The 17,105-nt window shown below is 67.2% G+C and carries 17 protein-coding genes and 1 pseudogene; 8 read left to right on the top strand and 10 right to left on the bottom strand.

Annotated elements, in window-relative coordinates; genetic code table 11:
• Nucleotides 1–142 precede the first annotated feature (142 nt).
• From mmsB to J7528_RS22350, 4 genes are all read right to left on the bottom strand, one after another.
• A complete protein-coding gene (mmsB, locus tag J7528_RS22370; RefSeq protein WP_363270407.1) occupies nucleotides 143–1,348 on the bottom strand; it encodes a 3-hydroxyisobutyrate dehydrogenase in 1,206 nt (401 codons plus the stop codon).
• A gap of 719 nt (nucleotides 1,349–2,067) precedes the next feature.
• Entirely contained in the window at nucleotides 2,068–3,120 is a 1,053-nt protein-coding gene (locus J7528_RS22360) for an enoyl-CoA hydratase/isomerase family protein (protein ID WP_291879176.1), read from the bottom strand.
• Complete coding sequence (locus J7528_RS22355; RefSeq protein ID WP_291879174.1) at nucleotides 3,117–3,716, bottom strand: histidine phosphatase family protein; 600 nt, start codon at nucleotides 3,714–3,716, stop codon at nucleotides 3,117–3,119. Before J7528_RS22355 ends, J7528_RS22360 begins: the two co-directional genes overlap by 4 nt.
• A complete protein-coding gene (locus J7528_RS22350; protein ID WP_291879169.1) occupies nucleotides 3,713–4,852 on the bottom strand; it encodes an isobutyryl-CoA dehydrogenase in 1,140 nt (379 codons plus the stop codon). Before J7528_RS22350 ends, J7528_RS22355 begins: the two co-directional genes overlap by 4 nt.
• 237 nt (nucleotides 4,853–5,089) lie before the next feature.
• Here J7528_RS22350 and J7528_RS22345 point away from each other — a divergent pair, with 237 nt between their 5' ends.
• From J7528_RS22345 to J7528_RS22325, 5 genes are all read left to right on the top strand, one after another.
• Entirely contained in the window at nucleotides 5,090–5,548 is a 459-nt protein-coding gene (locus J7528_RS22345; RefSeq protein WP_291879167.1) for a DUF2147 domain-containing protein, read from the top strand.
• A 61-nt stretch (nucleotides 5,549–5,609) separates the two neighbouring features.
• Entirely contained in the window at nucleotides 5,610–6,611 is a 1,002-nt protein-coding gene (gene hemB / locus J7528_RS22340) for a porphobilinogen synthase (RefSeq protein ID WP_291879165.1), read from the top strand.
• A 3-nt stretch (nucleotides 6,612–6,614) separates the two neighbouring features.
• On the top strand, nucleotides 6,615–7,478 hold the full coding sequence (locus J7528_RS22335; RefSeq protein ID WP_291879163.1) for an AraC family transcriptional regulator: 864 nt from the start codon (nucleotides 6,615–6,617) through the stop codon (nucleotides 7,476–7,478).
• A gap of 29 nt (nucleotides 7,479–7,507) precedes the next feature.
• Nucleotides 7,508–8,581, top strand: a complete 1,074-nt coding sequence (locus J7528_RS22330) for a serine hydrolase (protein WP_291879161.1) — start codon at nucleotides 7,508–7,510, stop codon at nucleotides 8,579–8,581.
• A gap of 155 nt (nucleotides 8,582–8,736) precedes the next feature.
• Nucleotides 8,737–9,135, top strand: coding sequence for an NUDIX domain-containing protein (locus J7528_RS22325; RefSeq protein WP_291879160.1), 399 nt, complete (start codon nucleotides 8,737–8,739; stop codon nucleotides 9,133–9,135).
• Here J7528_RS22325 and J7528_RS22320 read toward each other — a convergent pair.
• Both J7528_RS22320 and J7528_RS22315 read right to left on the bottom strand, forming a co-directional pair.
• Nucleotides 9,119–10,147 (bottom strand): proline iminopeptidase-family hydrolase, encoded by a 1,029-nt coding sequence (locus tag J7528_RS22320; protein WP_291879158.1) that lies wholly within the window; start codon nucleotides 10,145–10,147, stop codon nucleotides 9,119–9,121. The genes J7528_RS22325 and J7528_RS22320 overlap by 17 nt on opposite strands.
• A gap of 14 nt (nucleotides 10,148–10,161) precedes the next feature.
• The gene (locus J7528_RS22315; RefSeq protein ID WP_291879156.1) at nucleotides 10,162–10,761 is read right to left on the bottom strand and encodes a TetR/AcrR family transcriptional regulator; all 600 of its coding nucleotides are present in this window, start codon (nucleotides 10,759–10,761) and stop codon (nucleotides 10,162–10,164) included.
• A gap of 73 nt (nucleotides 10,762–10,834) precedes the next feature.
• Between J7528_RS22315 and J7528_RS22310 the strand changes: the two genes are divergently transcribed.
• Nucleotides 10,835–11,677, top strand: a complete 843-nt coding sequence (locus J7528_RS22310; protein WP_291879154.1) for a metal-dependent hydrolase — start codon at nucleotides 10,835–10,837, stop codon at nucleotides 11,675–11,677.
• Nucleotides 11,678–11,825: 148 nt separating this feature from the next.
• On the opposite strand, the gene glyS is transcribed toward J7528_RS22310, so the two are convergent.
• From glyS to J7528_RS22290, 4 genes are all read right to left on the bottom strand, one after another.
• Nucleotides 11,826–13,820 (bottom strand): glycine--tRNA ligase subunit beta, encoded by a 1,995-nt coding sequence (glyS, locus tag J7528_RS22305; RefSeq protein WP_291879152.1) that lies wholly within the window; start codon nucleotides 13,818–13,820, stop codon nucleotides 11,826–11,828.
• Between the two features lie 6 nt (nucleotides 13,821–13,826).
• Nucleotides 13,827–14,726 (bottom strand): glycine--tRNA ligase subunit alpha, encoded by a 900-nt coding sequence (locus J7528_RS22300; RefSeq protein WP_291879150.1) that lies wholly within the window; start codon nucleotides 14,724–14,726, stop codon nucleotides 13,827–13,829.
• 85 nt (nucleotides 14,727–14,811) lie between these two features.
• The gene (locus J7528_RS22295) at nucleotides 14,812–15,759 is read right to left on the bottom strand and encodes a fasciclin domain-containing protein (RefSeq protein WP_291879148.1); all 948 of its coding nucleotides are present in this window, start codon (nucleotides 15,757–15,759) and stop codon (nucleotides 14,812–14,814) included.
• Between the two features lie 85 nt (nucleotides 15,760–15,844).
• Nucleotides 15,845–16,195: a DMT family protein gene (locus J7528_RS22290; protein ID WP_291879146.1), complete on the bottom strand. Its 351-nt coding sequence runs from the start codon at nucleotides 16,193–16,195 to the stop codon at nucleotides 15,845–15,847.
• Nucleotides 16,196–16,526: 331 nt separating this feature from the next.
• Between J7528_RS22290 and J7528_RS22285 the strand changes: the two genes are divergently transcribed.
• Both J7528_RS22285 and J7528_RS22280 read left to right on the top strand, forming a co-directional pair.
• Nucleotides 16,527–16,865, top strand: coding sequence for a P-II family nitrogen regulator (locus J7528_RS22285; RefSeq protein ID WP_291879143.1), 339 nt, complete (start codon nucleotides 16,527–16,529; stop codon nucleotides 16,863–16,865).
• Nucleotides 16,866–16,890: 25 nt separating this feature from the next.
• A pseudogene (locus J7528_RS22280) lies at nucleotides 16,891–17,105 on the top strand (ammonia channel protein); the annotation flags it as partial.

The following is a 17,105-nucleotide window of genomic DNA, read 5'->3' as shown; positions in this document are numbered from 1 at the left end:
GTCCCCTTAATTCCAGGCTCGGCTTTTCGCACCAAGCATCGTTAGTGTCCATCTAAGGGCGTTTACCTAGCAAATAGAATTGCGCGATTGGACGCATAGACGAAACCGATAGCTCTGCGACGAACGCAGCGTTTTGGTCGATTCAGTTCAAGTCCGCCAGCCTGCCGCGCAGCATTTGGATCACGGCCGAGAAGTCCTTTCCCCCAAAGCCGTTGCCGTCGAACAGGGCATAAAGAGCCTCGGCCTGCGCGCCCATCGGCGTGGAAGCCCCGGCCTTGGCCGCCGCATCCTGGGCCAGCTTCAGATCCTTCAGCATCATGGCTGTAGCGAAACCGCCCTCGTAGTGGCGGTCGGCCGGGGTCTGCGGACCGACGTCCGGCACCGGGCAATAGCTGGTGACCGACCAGCACTGGCCCGACGACTTGCTGGCGATCTCGAAGAAGCGGTCGGCCGCCAGCCCCAGCTTCTCGGCCAGGGCGAAGGCTTCGCACGTCCCCAGCATCGAGACGCCCAGCAGCATGTTGTTGCAGATCTTGGCCGCCTGCCCTGCCCCGTGGTCGCCGGCGTGGATCGTGACCCGCGACATCGGCGCCAGCGCCGCCTCGATGGCCGGGAAGTCGGCGGTGTCGCAGCCGACCATGAAGGCCAGGGTCCCGGCCTCGGCGGCCATGATCCCGCCCGACACCGGCGCGTCGGCGAAGCGGAACCCCGCCTCCGCCGCCTGCTTGGCCACGGCGCGAGCGCTCTCGACGTCGATGGTCGAGCAGTCGATCAGCAGGGCCGACTTGGACGCATGGGCTAGCACCTGCTCGGCATAGACCGAACGCACGTGCGGGCCGGCCGGCAGCATGGTGATCACCACCTCGGCGTCCGCCACCGCCTCGGCCACCGAGGCCGCCGCGTGGCAGCCCGCCGCCACGGCCCGCTCGACCGCCGCGGCCGACAGGTCGAAGGCGCGGACACGGTGCTGGGCCTTGGCCTGGTTGGCGGCCATGCCGCCGCCCATGTTGCCCAGGCCGATGAAGGCGATGCGCGTCATTGTGGAGCTCCCTGCAAATGCGAACCGCGCCTCATGGGCGCGGTTTCGTTGAAAGCTGTCATCCCGGCCAAGTGCGAAGCACGCCGAGCCGGGATCGCCGGAAGCTCTGAGCCTGTGGCGGTCCCGGCTCTCCGCTACGCTACGGCCGGGATGACAACTATAGTTGTCAGCGCGCCGTCGACGGCTTGCGGAACTTGTAGACGAACTGGTCCGTCTTTCCCCGGATCCCGGCGTCGTAGACGTTGGTCTTGCGGTCGTCGGCGGGGCGACGCAGCACCTTGCTTTCGCCCTCGAAGATGAAGCCGGCAGCCGTAACCTCGGCGCGGACGACGGCGGAGTCGATGCGGTGCAGGTCCTCGGTGTGGCGCAGGCCCGAGCCGGCTTCGGCCGAGTGGTCGATGACCATGTAGACGCCGCCGGGCTTCAGCGAGCGGAAGACCTGGCGGTTCACGACCGACAGGTCGGCCGGACCCATGAACTTGTCGTGCATGTCGTGATAGTTCAGCGCCGTGAACACCAGGTCCAGCTTCTCGGGGGTCGAGAAGTTGGGCAGCGTGTTCAGGACCACCTTCACGTTGGAATATTCCGGATCGCGGGCGATGGCGGTCACCGCCGGCTCGCGCTTGGCCAGCTTGGTCAGTTCGTCCGGCACATAGGCGTAGACGACGCCGCGCGGACCGACGGCCTTGGAGAGAATGCGGGTGAAGTAGCCGCCGCCGGGAATCAGGTCGGCGACCTTGGCGCCCTGACGCACGCCAGCGAAGGCCAGTACGTCGCCCGGTCGGCGATCGTTATCGCGGATCATGTCGGCGGCCGGACGCGACGGATCGCTCAGGGCGGCGGCGATGTTCGGCGGGATGGCGGCGGCGACGGGGCCCGGAGGCGGCGGAGGCGGCGGGCCCAGCATCGGTTGCGTGGCGCAGGCGGCGAGGCCCAGCACCGCGATGAGACTGAGAAGCGGCTTACGCATGGCAATCCTTCCGAACCGACGTGTTCTTAGTTGAGGCGACGTTAGCCTACGCAAACCATTACGTCAGCGGTACCCATTCTTCCGCTGCGGGAAGCGGGGCGAAAATCTCGGCGATCATCGCGTCGGTCACGCCCTCCAAGGAGGCTGGGTTCCACTTCGGCGCATTGTCCTTGTCGACGATCACCGCCCGCACGCCCTCGATGAAGTCGTGCTTCATCACCACGCGCGAACCGATCCGGTATTCCATCGCCATGTTCTCGGCGAAGTCGGTCATGGCCTCACCGCGCTTCAGCTGCTCGAAGGCGACCTTCAGCGTCTGGGGCGACTTGGTCTTGAGGACTTCCAGCTGGGCCTTGCCCCAGTCGCTGGAGTCCAGAGTCAGGAACTCGAAGATTTCCTCGACGGTCTCGCCGACGAACAGGCGGTTCAGGTCCTGCTCGAAGCCCAGCAGCGCGGCCTTGCCGGCGTCGGCGCGGTACTTGCGCAGGATCTCGTCGATGCGGCGCGGATCGGCGATGATCGCCTTCTTCAGGCCCTCGATGGCGCCGAACTCCACGTGGTGGGTGGCGATGCCCAGGCGCATGCAGTCCGCGCCCTTGATCCGCGCGCCGGTCAGGGCCAGCCACAGCCCCGCCTTGCCCGGCAGACGCGGCAGGTACCAGCCGCCGCCGACGTCGGGGAACAGGCCGATGCCGGTCTCGGGCATGGCGAAGGTCGTGCGCTCGGTGGCGATCCGCACGTGGGCCGGCATCGAGATGCCGACGCCGCCACCCATGACGATGCCATCCATCACCGCCACCACCGGGGTGTCGTAGGTGAACAGCAGGTGGTTCAGCTGGTACTCGGTGTGGAAGAAGGCCCGCGCCTCGACGCCGTCCTTGGCGCCGCTGTCGGCCAGCATGCGGATGTCGCCGCCGGCGCAGAAACCCCGCTCGCCCGCATGGTCGATCAGGACCAGGTAGACCTCGGGATCCTCCTGCCAGTCCAGCAGCGCGCCGATCATGGTCTCGCACATGCCCTGCGTCAGGGCGTGCAGCGCCTTGGGGCGGTTCAGCGTGATGCGGCCGACGTTCTTCTCGACGCGGATCAGGACTTCGGGCTCTTCGGTCATGCGGGTTCCGTGACTGGGGCGCAGTCGAGGCGGTCGATCTGGCCGGCCATCAGGCGATAGACGGCGTCCTGCGGGATGTCCTGGGCCAGGGTCTCGGCCTTCGACAGGCCGGCATAGGCGCCGCGCAGCAGTCGGCCGGCGACGCCGTGGCTGACCACGATCAGCCGACGCTCGGGCTCGGCGGCCTGCTCGGCCAGCCACGCGCCGAGACGGGCCATCATGATCTCATAGGTCTCGCCGCCCGGCGCATGGAAGCCCCAGGCGTCGTCGCCGTGCAGGTGCGGGTTCTCGCCCCTCACCTCCTCGCGCAGGCGGTTGGACCACTCGCCGACGTCGATCTCCACCAGGCGCTCGTCGATCTCCACCGGCAGGGAGAGGCGCGCTCCGATGGTCTCGGCGGTGTTGAGCGCCCGGCGCAGCGGGCTGGCGACAATGCGCCAATCGGCCGGCGGGTCTCGGCGGACCAGATCGAACAGCAGGTCGCCCATCGCCGCCGCCTGGGCGCGGCCCAGCGGCGTCAGGTCCGACTCCGAACGCCCCTGCAGGCGCCCCTCGCGATTGTGGAAGGTCTCACCGTGGCGACAGAGATAGATCACTGCCGAAACATCTCGCGGGCGATGATGACGCGCATGATTTCGTTGGTCCCTTCCAGGATCTGGTGCACCCGCAGGTCGCGCACGATGCGCTCCAGCGGATAGTCCTGGAGGTAGCCGTAGCCGCCATGCAGCTGCAAGGCGTCATTGGCCACCTGGAAGCCGGCGTCGGTCGCGAACCGCTTGGCCATGGCGCACAGCTTGGTCGCCTCGGGGTGCTTGTTGTCCAGCGCGTGGGCGGCGCGGCGCACCATCAGGCGGGCGGCCTCCAGCTCGGTGGCCATGTCGGCCAGCTTGAACTGCAGCGCCTGGAAGTCCTTCAGCGGACGCCCGAACTGGTTGCGGGTCTCCAGATAGGCCTTGGCGGTGTCGAGGGCGAACTGCGCGCCGCCCAGCGAGCACGAGGCGATGTTCAGCCGCCCGCCGTCCAGGCCCATCATGGCGAAGCGGAAGCCCTCGCCTTCCTGGCCGATACGGTTCTCGACCGGCACCCGGCAGTTGTCGAAGTTCACCTGGGCGGTCGGCTGCGCGTTCCAGCCCATCTTGCGCTCATTGGCCCCGAAGCTGAGCCCCTCCATGCCTTTCTCGACCACGAAGGCCGAGACGCCCTTGGCGCCGTCGCCGCCGGTGCGGGCCATGACGACATAGACATCCGACACGCCGCCGCCCGAGATGAAGGCCTTGCCACCGTTCAGGACGTAGTGGTCGCCATCCAGCTTGGCCGTGGTGCGCATGTTGGCCGCGTCCGAGCCCGAGCCCGGCTCGGTCAGGCAGTAGCTGGCGATCAGCTGCATGGTCGTCAGGCGCGGCAGGTAGCGCTGGCGCAGGTCGTCCGAGCCGAAGCGGTCGATCATCCACGAGGCCATGTTGTGGATGGTCAGGTAGGCCGCCGTCGGCACGTCGCCGTAGCTCAAGGCCTCGAAGATGATCGAGGCGTCCAGGCGCGACAGGCCGCTGCCGCCGACGTCCTCGTTCACGTAAATGCCGGCAAAGCCCAGCTCGGCAGCCTGGCGCAACGTCTCTACAGGGAAGTGTTTCTTCTCGTCCCACTGCGCCGAGAACGGGGCAAGCTGTCCTTCCGCGAAAGCGCGGGCGGCATCCTGGATTGCGACTTGATCTTCGTTCGGCGCGAAATCCATTCGCTTTTCCTCCCGTGCGGGGCAGAACCGCCCTCACCTTGTTGGTCGCTGACGTGCCGCGCCGAAAGCCTGCTGTCAACGCGTGTCACAGCCGCCGTTTAGTGTGACCTGAAATCCTCCGTTACACGGTGTGTAGAGCCTGCGGCGCCTCACCCCCTTGATAACCATCGCCTTTCACTCCAAATGGCCAAACTCGAGTCTGGGCGTTCTCAAACACAAAAAACTGCATCAACGACTATGCGTTTCCTGAAACTTGCTCTTGCCGCCATGACGGTGGCCCTTGGAATGGCTGCGGCCACCGCTCCGGCTTACGCTGGCGGCGATATCTCGCGCTCGTATGGCGTCTGGCGCAATCCGAAGAACTCCGTGCATCTGGAGATCAAGGACTGCGGCCCCAGCACCTGCGGCGTCGTGGTGTGGGCCAGCCCCAAGGCCGAGGCCGATGCGCGCAAGTCGGGCACCGACACCCTGATCGGCAAGCAGCTGCTGCGTGACTTCGAAGCCCAAAACGACGGCTCGCTGAAGGGCCGCGTCTGGGTTCCGACCCTGAAGGTCACCCTGGTCGGCTCGGCCGACATCGTCGACACCAAGACCATGCGCGCCAAGGGCTGCGTGATCGGCAACTTCCTGTGCAAGTCGCAGCTGTGGACCCGCATTGAAGGTCCGTCGGTGCTGGCCTCGCGGGCCGCTCCCTAAACTTCCACCTTAAGGAGGCGGGCGTCTTGCCTCGCGCGGCCACTCGCGCGACATCAGGCGCATGACCGTTCCGCCCCTCGCCCCTTATCCGCACACCCGCCTGCGCCGCGTACGCCAGGCCGACTGGACTCGCCGCCTCGTCCGCGAGAGCGAGGTCCGCCCGTCCGACCTGATCTGGTCGATGGTGGTGCATGAGGACGAAGGTACGATCCCCGTCGCCTCGATGCCGGGCGTCGAGCGCCTCTCCGTCAAGGAAGCCGCCAAGGCCGCCGTCCGCGCCCGCGACCTGGGCATCCCGGCCATCGCCATCTTCCCGCACATCGACGGCAGCCGGAAAGACGCGACCGGCTCGATCGCCGCCGATCCGGATGGCGTCATCCCCCGCGCCGTGAAGGCCATGAAGGACGCCGCCCCCGAGGTCGGCATCATGTGCGACGTGGCGCTGGACCCCTTCACCGACCATGGCCATGACGGCGTGATCGAAGGCGGCAAGATCCTCAACGACCCGACCATCGAGCGCCTGATCGAACAGGGCGTCATGCAAGCAGAAGCCGGCGCCGACATCCTGGCCCCGTCCGACATGATGGACGGTCGCATCGGCAAGCTGCGCGCGGCGCTGGAAGGCGCCAACCATCAGGACGTGATGATCATGTCCTACGCCGCCAAATACGCCTCGGCCTTCTACGGCCCGTACCGCGACGCCATCGGCTCGGCGAAGCTGGCCGGCGGCCAGGGGGACAAGAAGACCTACCAGATGGACCCGGCCAACACCGAGGAAGCCATCCGCGAGGTCGCGCTCGACATCGCCGAGGGCGCCGACATGGTCATGGTCAAGCCCGGCATGCCGTACCTCGATATCCTGCGCCGCCTGGTCGACGAGTTCCGCATGCCGACCTACGCCTTCCAGGTCTCGGGTGAGTACGCGATGATCATGGCCGCCGCCCAGAACGGCTGGATCGACAAGGACCGCGCCATCCTGGAAAGCCTGACCGCCTTCAAGCGGGCGGGCGCGGCGGGGATCATCACCTATTTCGCCCCCTGGGCCGCCGAGAAGCTGGGCTAGGAAATGGCCGCGCCGAGGACTGCCTTTCGACCAGGCCAGTTCTACGGCGCGCCCACCGTCGAGCGCCAACTGCCGGGCGTGCGCCTGGCGCACCTGGAAGCCACCAACCGCGCCAACCACGTCGACGAGCACAGCCACGACGACGCTCACTTCGTGCTGGCTACCCACGGCCGCTACATCACCACCGCCGCAGGGCCTGAAACCGAAGGTCCGGTGCTGGTCTACAACCCGCCGGGCGTCGTGCACCGTGATCGCTTCGTCGATGGCGGCGGCTGCTTCCTGGCCGTCAGCTTCGCCGCCGCCGACTGGCGCGCCCTGGCCGAAGCCGGACACGGGGCGGCGATCGACGCCCTGCGCCTGACCGGCCCCCCCGCCCGCCGTGCCGCCCTGCGCCTGACCCGCTCGCTGCTCACCCGCGACGCCGAGCCGCTGTCGCTGGAAGGCCTGAGCCTGGAGCTGGCCGCCCAGGCGATCACGCCGGTGTCGGACGGCGACAAGCGCCCCTCCTGGCTGGACCGCGCCGAGACCTATCTGGCCGACAGCTTCGACCAGCCGATCAGCGTCGCCGACCTCGCCGAGGTCGCCGGCGTGCATCCGGTCCACCTGGCGCGCGGCTATCGTCGGTGGCTGGGCGCCGCGCCAGGCGACCGCCTGCGCACGCGCCGGCTGGAGCGCGCCGCCGACCTGCTGATGCGCGGCCGCGACCCGATCGGCGAGATCGCCCTGGCCTCGGGCTTCTGCGACCAGAGCCACCTCAATCGCCAGTTCGTGAAGGCTTACGGCGTCACGCCCGGCGAGTTCGCGCGGCTGTGCGGCCGCCGGCCGATTGTTTCAAGCATCCAAGACGAGGCCCCTTCGACCGCCTAGACGGCGACGACCACAGTGGAGTTCCCGCCTTGAAAGCCTTCGCGTTCGCCGCCGCCCTCGTGCTCGCACCCCTCACCGCCCAGGCCGCCGACTGGACCACCGCCTCGCCCGCCGCCGAGGGCCTGTCGGCCGCCAAGCTCGAGGCGATGTCGACCGCCATCAAGGCCGGCGAGTTCCAGAAGATCACCAGCGTCCTGGTCGCCCGCCACGGCAAGCTGGTGTTCGAGGCCTATTACGACCAGGACGGTCCCGAAGCCCGCCGCAACACCCGCTCGGTCACCAAGACCGTCACCGCCATGCTGGCCGGGGCCGCGATCGCGCGCGGCGCCCTGCCCAGCGTCGACGCGCCGATCAAGGCCTACCTCAAGGGCCGCCCGCCAGCCGCCAATCCTGATCCGCGCAAGGACAAGGTCACGGTCGAGGACCTCTTGACCATGAGCTCCATCGCCGAGTGCGACGACGACAACACCTTCTCGCGCGGTAACGAGGAGCGGATGTACCTGATCGAGGACTGGGTCGGCTTCTACCTGGACCTGCCGGTGCGCGGCTTCCCGGAGTGGAGCCCCAAGCCCGAGGCCTCGCCCTATGGCCGCAGCTTCAGCTACTGCACCGCCGGCGTCGTGACCCTGGGCCAAGTGGTCCAAAACGCCGTGCAGAAATCCCTGCCCGCCTTCGCCGATGAGGTTCTGTTCAAGCCGCTGGGCATCGAGAACCCCAAGTGGCAGATGTCGCCGCTGGGTCTGGCCATGGGCGGTGGGGGCCTGGGCCTGCGCAGCCGCGACCTGCTAAAGCTGGGCCAGCTCTACGCCAATGGCGGCCAGTGGGAGGGCAAGCAGGTGCTGCCCGCCGACTTCGTGAAGGCCTCGGTCACGCCGCACGCCAATGCGCGGGAGAACACCGACTACGGCTATCTGGTCTGGCTGCAGAGCTTCAATGGCCACAAGGCCTGGCTGATGAGCGGTTCGGGCGGCCAGAAGGTCGCGATCGTGCCGGATCTGGACCTGGTGGCGGTGATCACCACCGCCAACTTCGGCGTCCGCCAGCCGCACGCGATCTCCGAGAAGCTGCTGGCCGAACACATCCTGGCGGCGGTGGAACATTAAAAACCCGGCTATCCCCGCGAAAGCGGGGACCCAAGCCGAGTCAAAAGGTCATCGCTCGGCCCTACCTCATCCTGAAAGTCAGCTTGGGTCCCCGCTTTCGCGGGGATGATCGGGTTTGGGGGAAATGCTTGCGGCGACTCGGCTACCCTCCTCGCATGACCCGCGTCCTCGACATCGTCACCGCCGTGATCCGCGACGCGGACGGCCGCATGCTGCTGGTCCGCAAGCGGGGCACGAGCACCTTCATGAAGCCCGGCGGCAAGCGCGACGGCGACGAAGATGACCTGACCACCTTGGCGCGCGAGCTGGATGAGGAGTTGGGCTGCCGGCTGGTCAGCGCCGAGCTGCTAGGCAACTTCTCGGCCCCAGCCGCCAACGAGGCCGGCTTCACCGTCCAGTCGGTGACCTACCTCGCCACGGTCGAGGGCGAGATCGCCGCGCGGGCCGAGATCGAGGAACTGGCCTGGATCGATCCCGCCGCGCCCGGCGACCTGCGCCTGGCGCCGCTGCTGACCGAGCAGGTGCTGCCCGCCCTGCTCACTTCAGCGGCTTGAAGAACTTCGCCAGCGCCGCGAAGTAGTTGGCCTGGTCGTCGTACATCGACATGTGCGAGCCGTTCGGCATCAGGGCGTACTGGCCCTTGGGCAGCTTCTTGGCCATCGCCGACATATAGGCCGGGTCCATGGTGTCGTACGCGCCAGCAACCACCAGGGTCGGAACGTTGATCTTGGCCAGGTCCTCGAACCGATCCCACTTCTCCAGCCGACCGCTGGCGCCCAGTTCGCTGGGCCCCTGCATCAGGGTGTAGAGCTCGCCATTCAGATGCGCGAACGAGCGCACGACGGGCTCGGGCCACTCGGCCTGCGGCCGCCGCAGGATGTGCTTTTCGTAGTGCAGCGGGACCAGGATCTCCATGTAGCGGGGGTCGCTGGTCTTGCCCGCCGCCTCCAGCGCCTTCACCTCAGCCAGCAGCGTCTGGTCCATGGCCGGCATCAAGGTCTTCTGGGCGTAGGCGTTGTAGGCTGGGATCGAGGCCATCATGTTCGAGATGACCAGGCATTTGACATTGGCCTGGTATTTCAGGGCGTATTCGATCGCCAGGATGCCGCCCCAGCTGTGGCCCAGCAGGCAGAAGTCGTCCTTGGTCAGGCCCAGGCTCTTGCGGACCTGCTCCACCTCTTCGACGAAGCGTTCGGTGGTCCACAGATCGGTGTCAGCGGGCTTGTCGCTGTTACCCGAGCCCAGCTGGTCGTAATAGATGTACTCGACGCCCTCGCGCGGCAGGTAGCTGTCGAACGCCTCGAAATAGTCGTGCGTCGCGCCCGGACCGCCGTGCAGCAACAGCAGCTTCAGCTTGGGATTGTTGCCGACCCGCTTGGTCCAGACCCGGAACTTGCCCTTGGGCGTGTCGATGTCGACCATCTTCACGCCGCCCGACCAGGCGTCGGCCCGGCCGGTGTTGTCGTAGTAGCTGGCCGGCGGCGCCCCCGACGGCGCTTGTTGCGCCAGAGCCGGCGCGGCGATCAGCGTCAGCGCCGCCACGGCGCAAGCGAATAGACCTTTCATGGACCCCTCCAAGATCAACGCGCGCCGGTCAGCCGGCCTTCGATCAGTTCCAGCGCCAGTTCCCGCGCCCGCTCCGGCGGACGGCCCAGCAGGGCGCTGAGCGTCGGGCCAAACAGCCCTACCCCCACCGCCAGAATGATGTTCAGCAGGATGAAGTCCACCGCCGCGTCGCGGTCGACGCCGCTGTCGCGCGCCAGGCGAGTCTGGACGATCTCGTCGACCACCTCGCGCACCAGGGTCATGCGCGCGCCCTCGCCGGTCAGCTCCAGCCAGGCGGCCAGCCGCGCCGCGCCCTTGGCCTCGAAGGCGTCGAACAGGGCCTGGGCCCCGACGCCCAGCACCGCGTCGGGTTGGTTCAGCGCCACCAAAACCTTGTCGGTCAGCTGCCGGATCATCCGCTCCATCAGCGCCGTCTCGACCCCCGCGATCGAGCCGAAGTGGTGGATGACGTTGGCGTGGACCACGCCTGCGGCCTTGGCCACATCGGCCAGCTTGATGGCCTGCGGGCCCTGCTCGACCAGCAGCGCTTCGGCGGCGGCCAGGATGTTCTCGCGCGCGGCCTCGGGCGTGCGGCGGACACGGGTCTTCGGAGCGGCGGCTGGCCCTATTGACATTTTTGTCAGTACAACTCACTCTGCGCCCATTAAGAGGCTGAGACAGCCCTAAACCGGCGGAGCGCAGAACGCCATGAGCGACACGAAAAGCACCCCCACGGATCTGGATGTCACGCCGCGCGACATCCGTTTCGACCTGGCCGACGCGCAGAAAGGTCACTGGCTGGGCGGCGATCCCGTCGGCACGGCGGTGTTCAACGCCCTGTCCCTGACCTTCCCCGACGGCGAGCGACTGTTCATGGACGCGGTGCGCAACTACCGCCACCTGCTGACCGGCAAGCTGCTGGACGACGCCAAGAACTTCATCGCCCAGGAAGCCATCCACTCGCGCGAGCACCATCAGCTGAACAGCCTGATCGATCGTACGCGCTACCCGGTCGCCGAGATCGAAGAGACCGTGAAGGGCCGCGTGAAGATGGCCCGCGAGCGCGGCAAGATGGGCATGCTGCTGTCGACCATCGCCCTGGAGCACTTCACGGCGATGATGGCCGAGATGCATGTACGCCATCAGGACCTGTTCGACCGCGCCCATCCCGAGGTCGAGAAGCTGTGGCGCTGGCACGCCATGGAGGAGACCGAGCACAAGGCGGTCGCCTACGACGTCTTCATGGTCGCGACCAAGGACTGGACCGCGCGCCGGCGCTACTTCATGCGCTGCCGGGCGATGTTCCTGGTGACCATCATGTTCACCCGCAACATCTGCCGCTACGCCGCCCACCTGCTCGAGACCGACGGCTATACGCCCAAGCAGGCGCTGAAGGCGGTGAATGCGTTCGTGTGGGGCAAGCCCGGCCTCTTCCGCCGGGGCTGGAAGACCTATTTCGCCTGGTATCGCCCGGGGTTTCATCCGTGGGACCAGGATGATCGGGCGGAGTTCGCCGACTGGAAGGCCGAGTTCGACGCGGCGGTGGCTTAGAAACCCCTCCCCCGTTTCCCCGGCGAAGGCCGGGGCCCAGATCCATCCTGAGCCTCAGCCGTGAATGCAAAGAGCGCCGCGCGAAACCGCACGGCGCTCTTGATTTGATCTGGGTCCCGGCTTTCGCCGGGAAGATCGGAGGGTGGTTTTAGCCCCCGATCAGGCCAAAGTCCGCCACCTGCCCCATGGCGTCGCGCACGGCGGCCAGGGTCTTCAGGCGGTTGTCGCGGTGCTCGGGCTCGTTGACGAAGACGCCGTCCAGATAGGCGTCGACCGGGCCGCGCAGCTCGGCCAGCTGGGTCATGGCGCCGGTGAAGTCTTCCTGAGCCAGGGCTTCCTTCAGCGGCTTATCCAGCAGGCGCAGGGCGTTGTAGAGGCCGACTTCCGCATCGCTGTCGGCGGTCGGGGCTTCCGGAGCCCCGACCGGCAGAGCCCCCTTCTTCTCCTCGGCCTTGAGGATGTTCGAAGCGCGCTTATAGCCGGCCAGCAGGTTCTTGCCGTCGTCGGTCTTCAAGAAGCCGTCCAGGGCCTCGACCCGCGCGACGATGCGCGCCAGGTCGTCATCGCCCAGGGCGAAGACGGCGTCGACGAGGTCGTGGCGCTTGCCCTGGTCGCGCAGGGTGACCTTCAGGCGGTCGGCGAAGAAGGCGATCAGGTCGTCCTTGCCGAACTTGGCCAGCGACAAGCGCAGGTTGTTCTCCAGGATGATCCGGATCACGCCCAGCGCCGCGCGACGCAGGGCATAGGGGTCCTTCGAACCCGTCGGCTTCTCGTCGATGGCGAAAAAGCCGACCAGCGTGTCCAGCTTATCCGCCAAGGCCACGGCGATGCTGACCGGCGCGGTCGGCACGGCGTCCGAGGGGCCTTGCGGCTTGTAGTGGCCTTCGATCGCGGCGGCGACCTCGGCGTCCAGGCCAAACTGGCGGGCGTAGTAGCCGCCCATGATCCCTTGCAGCTCGGGGAACTCGCCGACCATCTGCGAGGCCAAGTCAGCCTTGGCCAGGCGCGCGGCTTCCTTGGTCTTGGCGACATCGGCGCCGACCAGCGGGGCGATCTCGCCAGCCAGGGCGACGATGCGCTCGACGCGCTGGGCCATGGTGCCCAGCTTGGCGTGGAAGGTGACGCCGTTCAGCTTCTCGAGCCACGGCTCGAAACCGACCTTGACGTCCTCGTCCCAGAAGAAGCGGGCGTCGGACAGGCGCGAGGACAACACCTTGGCGTTGCCGGCCGCGATGACCGCGCCGCCGTCGGCCGCCTGGATGTTGGCGATGGTGATGAAGTGCGGGGCCAGGCCCGTCTCACCGGCCTTGCGGACGGCGAAGTACTTCTGGTGCGTGCGCATCGAGGTGCGGATGACCTCGGGCGGCAGGCTCAGGAACACCGGATCCATGTCGCCCAGCACCGGCGTCGGCCATTCGGCCAGGCCCGCGACTTCCTCCAAAAGTCCTTGGTCTTCGACCAATTCGAGATGACGCGCGAAGCACAGGGTCTTGCAGCCCTCGAGGATGCGTTCCTTGCGCTCCTCGACGTCGAGCACGACGTAGTGGGCTTCCAGGCCCGCCGCGTACTCGTCGAAGTCCTTGGCCACGAACGGCTTGGCCTCACCCATGAAGCGGTGGCCCTCGGTGACGTCGCCGCTCGGGATGCCCTCGATGGCGAACGGCACGACCTCGCGGTCCAGCACGCAGAGGATCCGCTTCAGCGGACGCACCCAGCGCAGCTTCTTGGTGCCCCAGATCATCGACTTGGGCCACGGGAAGCCGCGGACGATGGCCTCGACCATCTCGGCGACGATCTCCGGCGTCGGACGGCCCTTCTTCTCGATGAAGGCCATGTAGACGCCGTCGCGCTCGACCAGCTGGTCTTGCGTCAGGCCGGCCTTGCGCAGGAAGCCTTCCATGGCTTGCGGCGGCGCGCCGACGCGGGGCCCTTTGAGCTCTTCCTTGCGGTCGGCCTGGGCCAGCGGCAGGCCTTCGGCCACCAGGGTCAGGCGGCGCGGGCCGGCGAAGGTCTTCAGGGCCTCGGGCAGGAAGCCGGCGGCGGCCAGGTGCTCGCGCGCCATGCGCTCCAGGTCCTTGGCGGCCTGGGCCTGCATGCGAGCGGGGATCTCTTCCGAGAACAGTTCGAGGAGAAGTTGGGGCATCAGACTTTACGCGGCTTCCTGCTGCTCGACCCAGGCGCTGGCGCACATCTTACAAAGGTCGCGGATGCGGCCGATGTAGCTGGCGCGCTCGGCGACGGCGATCGCGCCGCGGGCGTTCATCAGGTTGAAGAGGTGGCTGGCCTTGAGGACCATGTCGTAGGCGGGCAGCACCAAGGCCTTGCCCTGGTAGGAGCGGGCCAGCATCAGCGGCACCTGCGCTTCCATCTGCTCGAACTGCTGCTTGAGCACCGACACGTCATAGCCGTGGAAGTTGGCTTCCGACTGCTGGCGCTCGTTCTCCAGGAACACGTCGCCATAGGTCGTCGCGCCCAGGGCTGAGTCCGGGTCGTTGAACGGCAGGTCATAGACGTTGTCGACGCCGAACACGTACATGGCCAGGCGTTCCAGACCATAAGTCAGCTCGCCGGCGACCGGCGAGACGTCCAGGCCGCCCACCTGCTGGAAGTAGGTGTACTGCGACACTTCCATGCCGTCGCACCAGACTTCCCAGCCCAGGCCCCAGGCCCCGACGGTCGGGTTCTCCCAGTCGTCCTCGACGAAGCGGATGTCGTGGGTGCGCAAATCCAGGCCGATCGCTTCCAGCGAACCCAGGTACAGGTCCTGCATGTTCTCGGGGTTCGGCTTCAGGATCACCTGGTACTGGTAATAGTGCTGCAGGCGATTGGGGTTCTCGCCATAGCGCCCATCGCCGGGGCGGCGCGAGGGCTGCACATAGGCCGCGTTCCAGGGCTTGGGGCCCAGGGCGCGCAGCACCGTGGCCGGGTGCAGGGTCCCTGCTCCCACCTCCACGTCATGCGGCTGCAGGATCACGCAACCCTGCTCGGCCCAGTAGTTGTGAAGCGTCAGGATCAGGCTTTGGAAGGACTTGGGTTTTTCGCGCGACATCTATCGAAGCAGGCCTAGAAAAAAGTCGGCGGACCATAGGGCCCGCCGACTGCTGCTTCAAGCGAAGTCCGAAGCGTAAAAGGGCTTAGTTGCCCTTCGGCGCCGTGCGCTTGCCGGCGTTCGACATCGGCTTGCCGTACTTGGCGCGGTTTTCCGGGGTGTCGGCCACCGGCGGGTTGGAGACGACATTGGGGTCGCCAGCCTTCAGCGAGGCTTGGGCGTCCGGCGACTGCGACGAGACCGGCACGACGCCCGAGGTGTTGACGCCCGAGGCCGGGGCCGAGGTCGCGCTCGGCGAAGCGGCCGGATCGGCGGCCATGTCGGTGGCGGTCGTCGGTGCGGCCTGGGTGGAGTCAGCCGGCATGGCAGCGGGGGCCGCCTGGTCGGCCGGAGCCGCCGGCGCCATCTGCTCGTTGGCCGCCACGTTCATGGTCGCGCCGGCGTCGGTCGCGGCGGGCGCGGCCGAGGCTTGCAGGCCGGGCACGTCCTTGGGGATCAGCACCTTGTCGACCACGTGCAGCACGCCGTTGCTGGCCATGACGTCGGTCTGGGTGATCGTGGCGCCGTCGACCATCGGGGTCGCGCCCGAGCCGTCCAGCAGCAGCGACGAGCCCTCGACGCTCTTCACTTCCCCCTTGGCGCCCTTGATCTTGGTGGAGTCCACCTTGGCGTTGATCAGGTGATAGGTCAGCACCTTCTGCAGCATCGGGCCGTTTTCCGGCAGCATCAGCTTGTCCAGCTCGCCGGCCGGCAGGGCCGCGAAGGCCGCGTCGGTGGGGGCGAACAGGGTCAGGTTCTGATTGGTTTTCAGGACGCTGGTCAGGTTCACCGCCCCGACGGCCTTCAGGAAGGTCGAGAACTGACCCGACGCCGTGGCGGTGTCGATCAGGTCGCCCTTGGCCACGACGGGCGAGGCAGCCGCCGGCGCCTGCGTGGCGGGCGCCGCAGCCGGAGCCGACATGTCTTGAGCTTGAGCGGCGCCGGCCAGCAGGGCGATAGCCGCGGCGGCGGTCAGGAGACGCTTGGTGTTCATGGTCGAGTTCCTCTCGGTTCGAGCGGTGTACGCCCGGACCGGGGACTCGGTTCCGCGATCACGGGCTCGTGATCACCTCAAAGCTTCACCGAAAATAGAACACGACCGCTACGCCGGCGACGATCAGCGCGAAGCCGGCAATGGTCGACCATTTAATCGCCTCGCCAAGATAGAAATATGAGAACAGGATGAAGACCAGCAAGGTGATGAATTCCTGTCCGACCTTCAACTGCGCTGTCGAATACACATTGTGTCCGATGCGATTGGCCGGAACGGCTAGCATGTATTCGGGCAGCGCGATCAACCAGCTGGACAGGATCGCGATCGGCAGCGCCATCGGCTTGCCCTTCAGGTGACCGTACCAGGCATAGGTCATGAAGACGTTGGACATCACCAGCAGCACCCAGGGCGCGATCTTCATAACGAGGGGCGGCATGGCGCGGGCTCCAAAGCTGGGCGGTAGGATTCCGGCAAACTAGGACAAGGGGCGCCCCCTGCGCCACCACCCTCCCGTTGGGCAAAATCGCCAATTTCTGACGCAGATGAGGCGTCGAGTGCGCAGATTTTAGGCGCCTCGCCCAATTCGTTTCCAAAACCTTGTGCGCGAGACACGTCACGGAACCGTCGCCGATAGCGTGGCCATCGCCGGGGAAACGATGCAGCGCGTAGTGGCGGCGTCGGCGGTGATCAAACTGGGGGCGCTCTCTCTAACGCTTCCGACAACCAAGCAAAGAAAGCCCGTGGCGACGCGGGTCGGAGCAAGGCGGATGAAACTGATCATAGCGGTCGTCAAACCCTTCAAGCTGGACGAGGTGCGCGAGTCGCTCGTCGCCGCCGGCGTCGAAGGCCTGACGGTTTCGGAAGTGAAGGGCTACGGCCGCCAGAAGGGCCAGACCGAGATCTATCGTGGCGCGGAATACCAAGTGAACTTCGTGCCGAAAGTGAAGCTCGAAGCGGTCGTGGACGACGCGTCCGCCGCCAAGGCCGTCGAGGCGGTCAAGGCCGCCGCGGCCACCGGCAAGATCGGCGACGGCAAGATCTTCGTCCTCAACGTCGAAGAAGCCGTCCGCATCCGCACCGGCGAAACCGGCTCGGCCGCTCTGTAAGCATCGGGAAAAGGGGATACCGACGATGAAACTCACCTTCAAACCGCTGGCCGGGCTCATGCTCGCCGCGACCCTGGCGGGGGCGCCGCTGGGCGCGACCGCCTTCGCCCAGGAGGCCGCGCCCGCGCCGGCCGCCGCGGCTCCCGCCGCCGCCGCGCCCGCCGAGGCTGCGCCGGCGCCGGCCGCCGCGCCTGCTCCCGCTGAAGCTCCGGCTCCCGCCATCGTCGACAAGAACGACAC

The sequence above is a fragment of the Caulobacter sp. genome, assembly GCF_017744445.1.
Lineage (GTDB): Bacteria > Pseudomonadota > Alphaproteobacteria > Caulobacterales > Caulobacteraceae > Caulobacter.
Note: the sequence above shows the minus strand (reverse complement) of the source record. Positions and strands in the feature narration are given on the sequence as shown.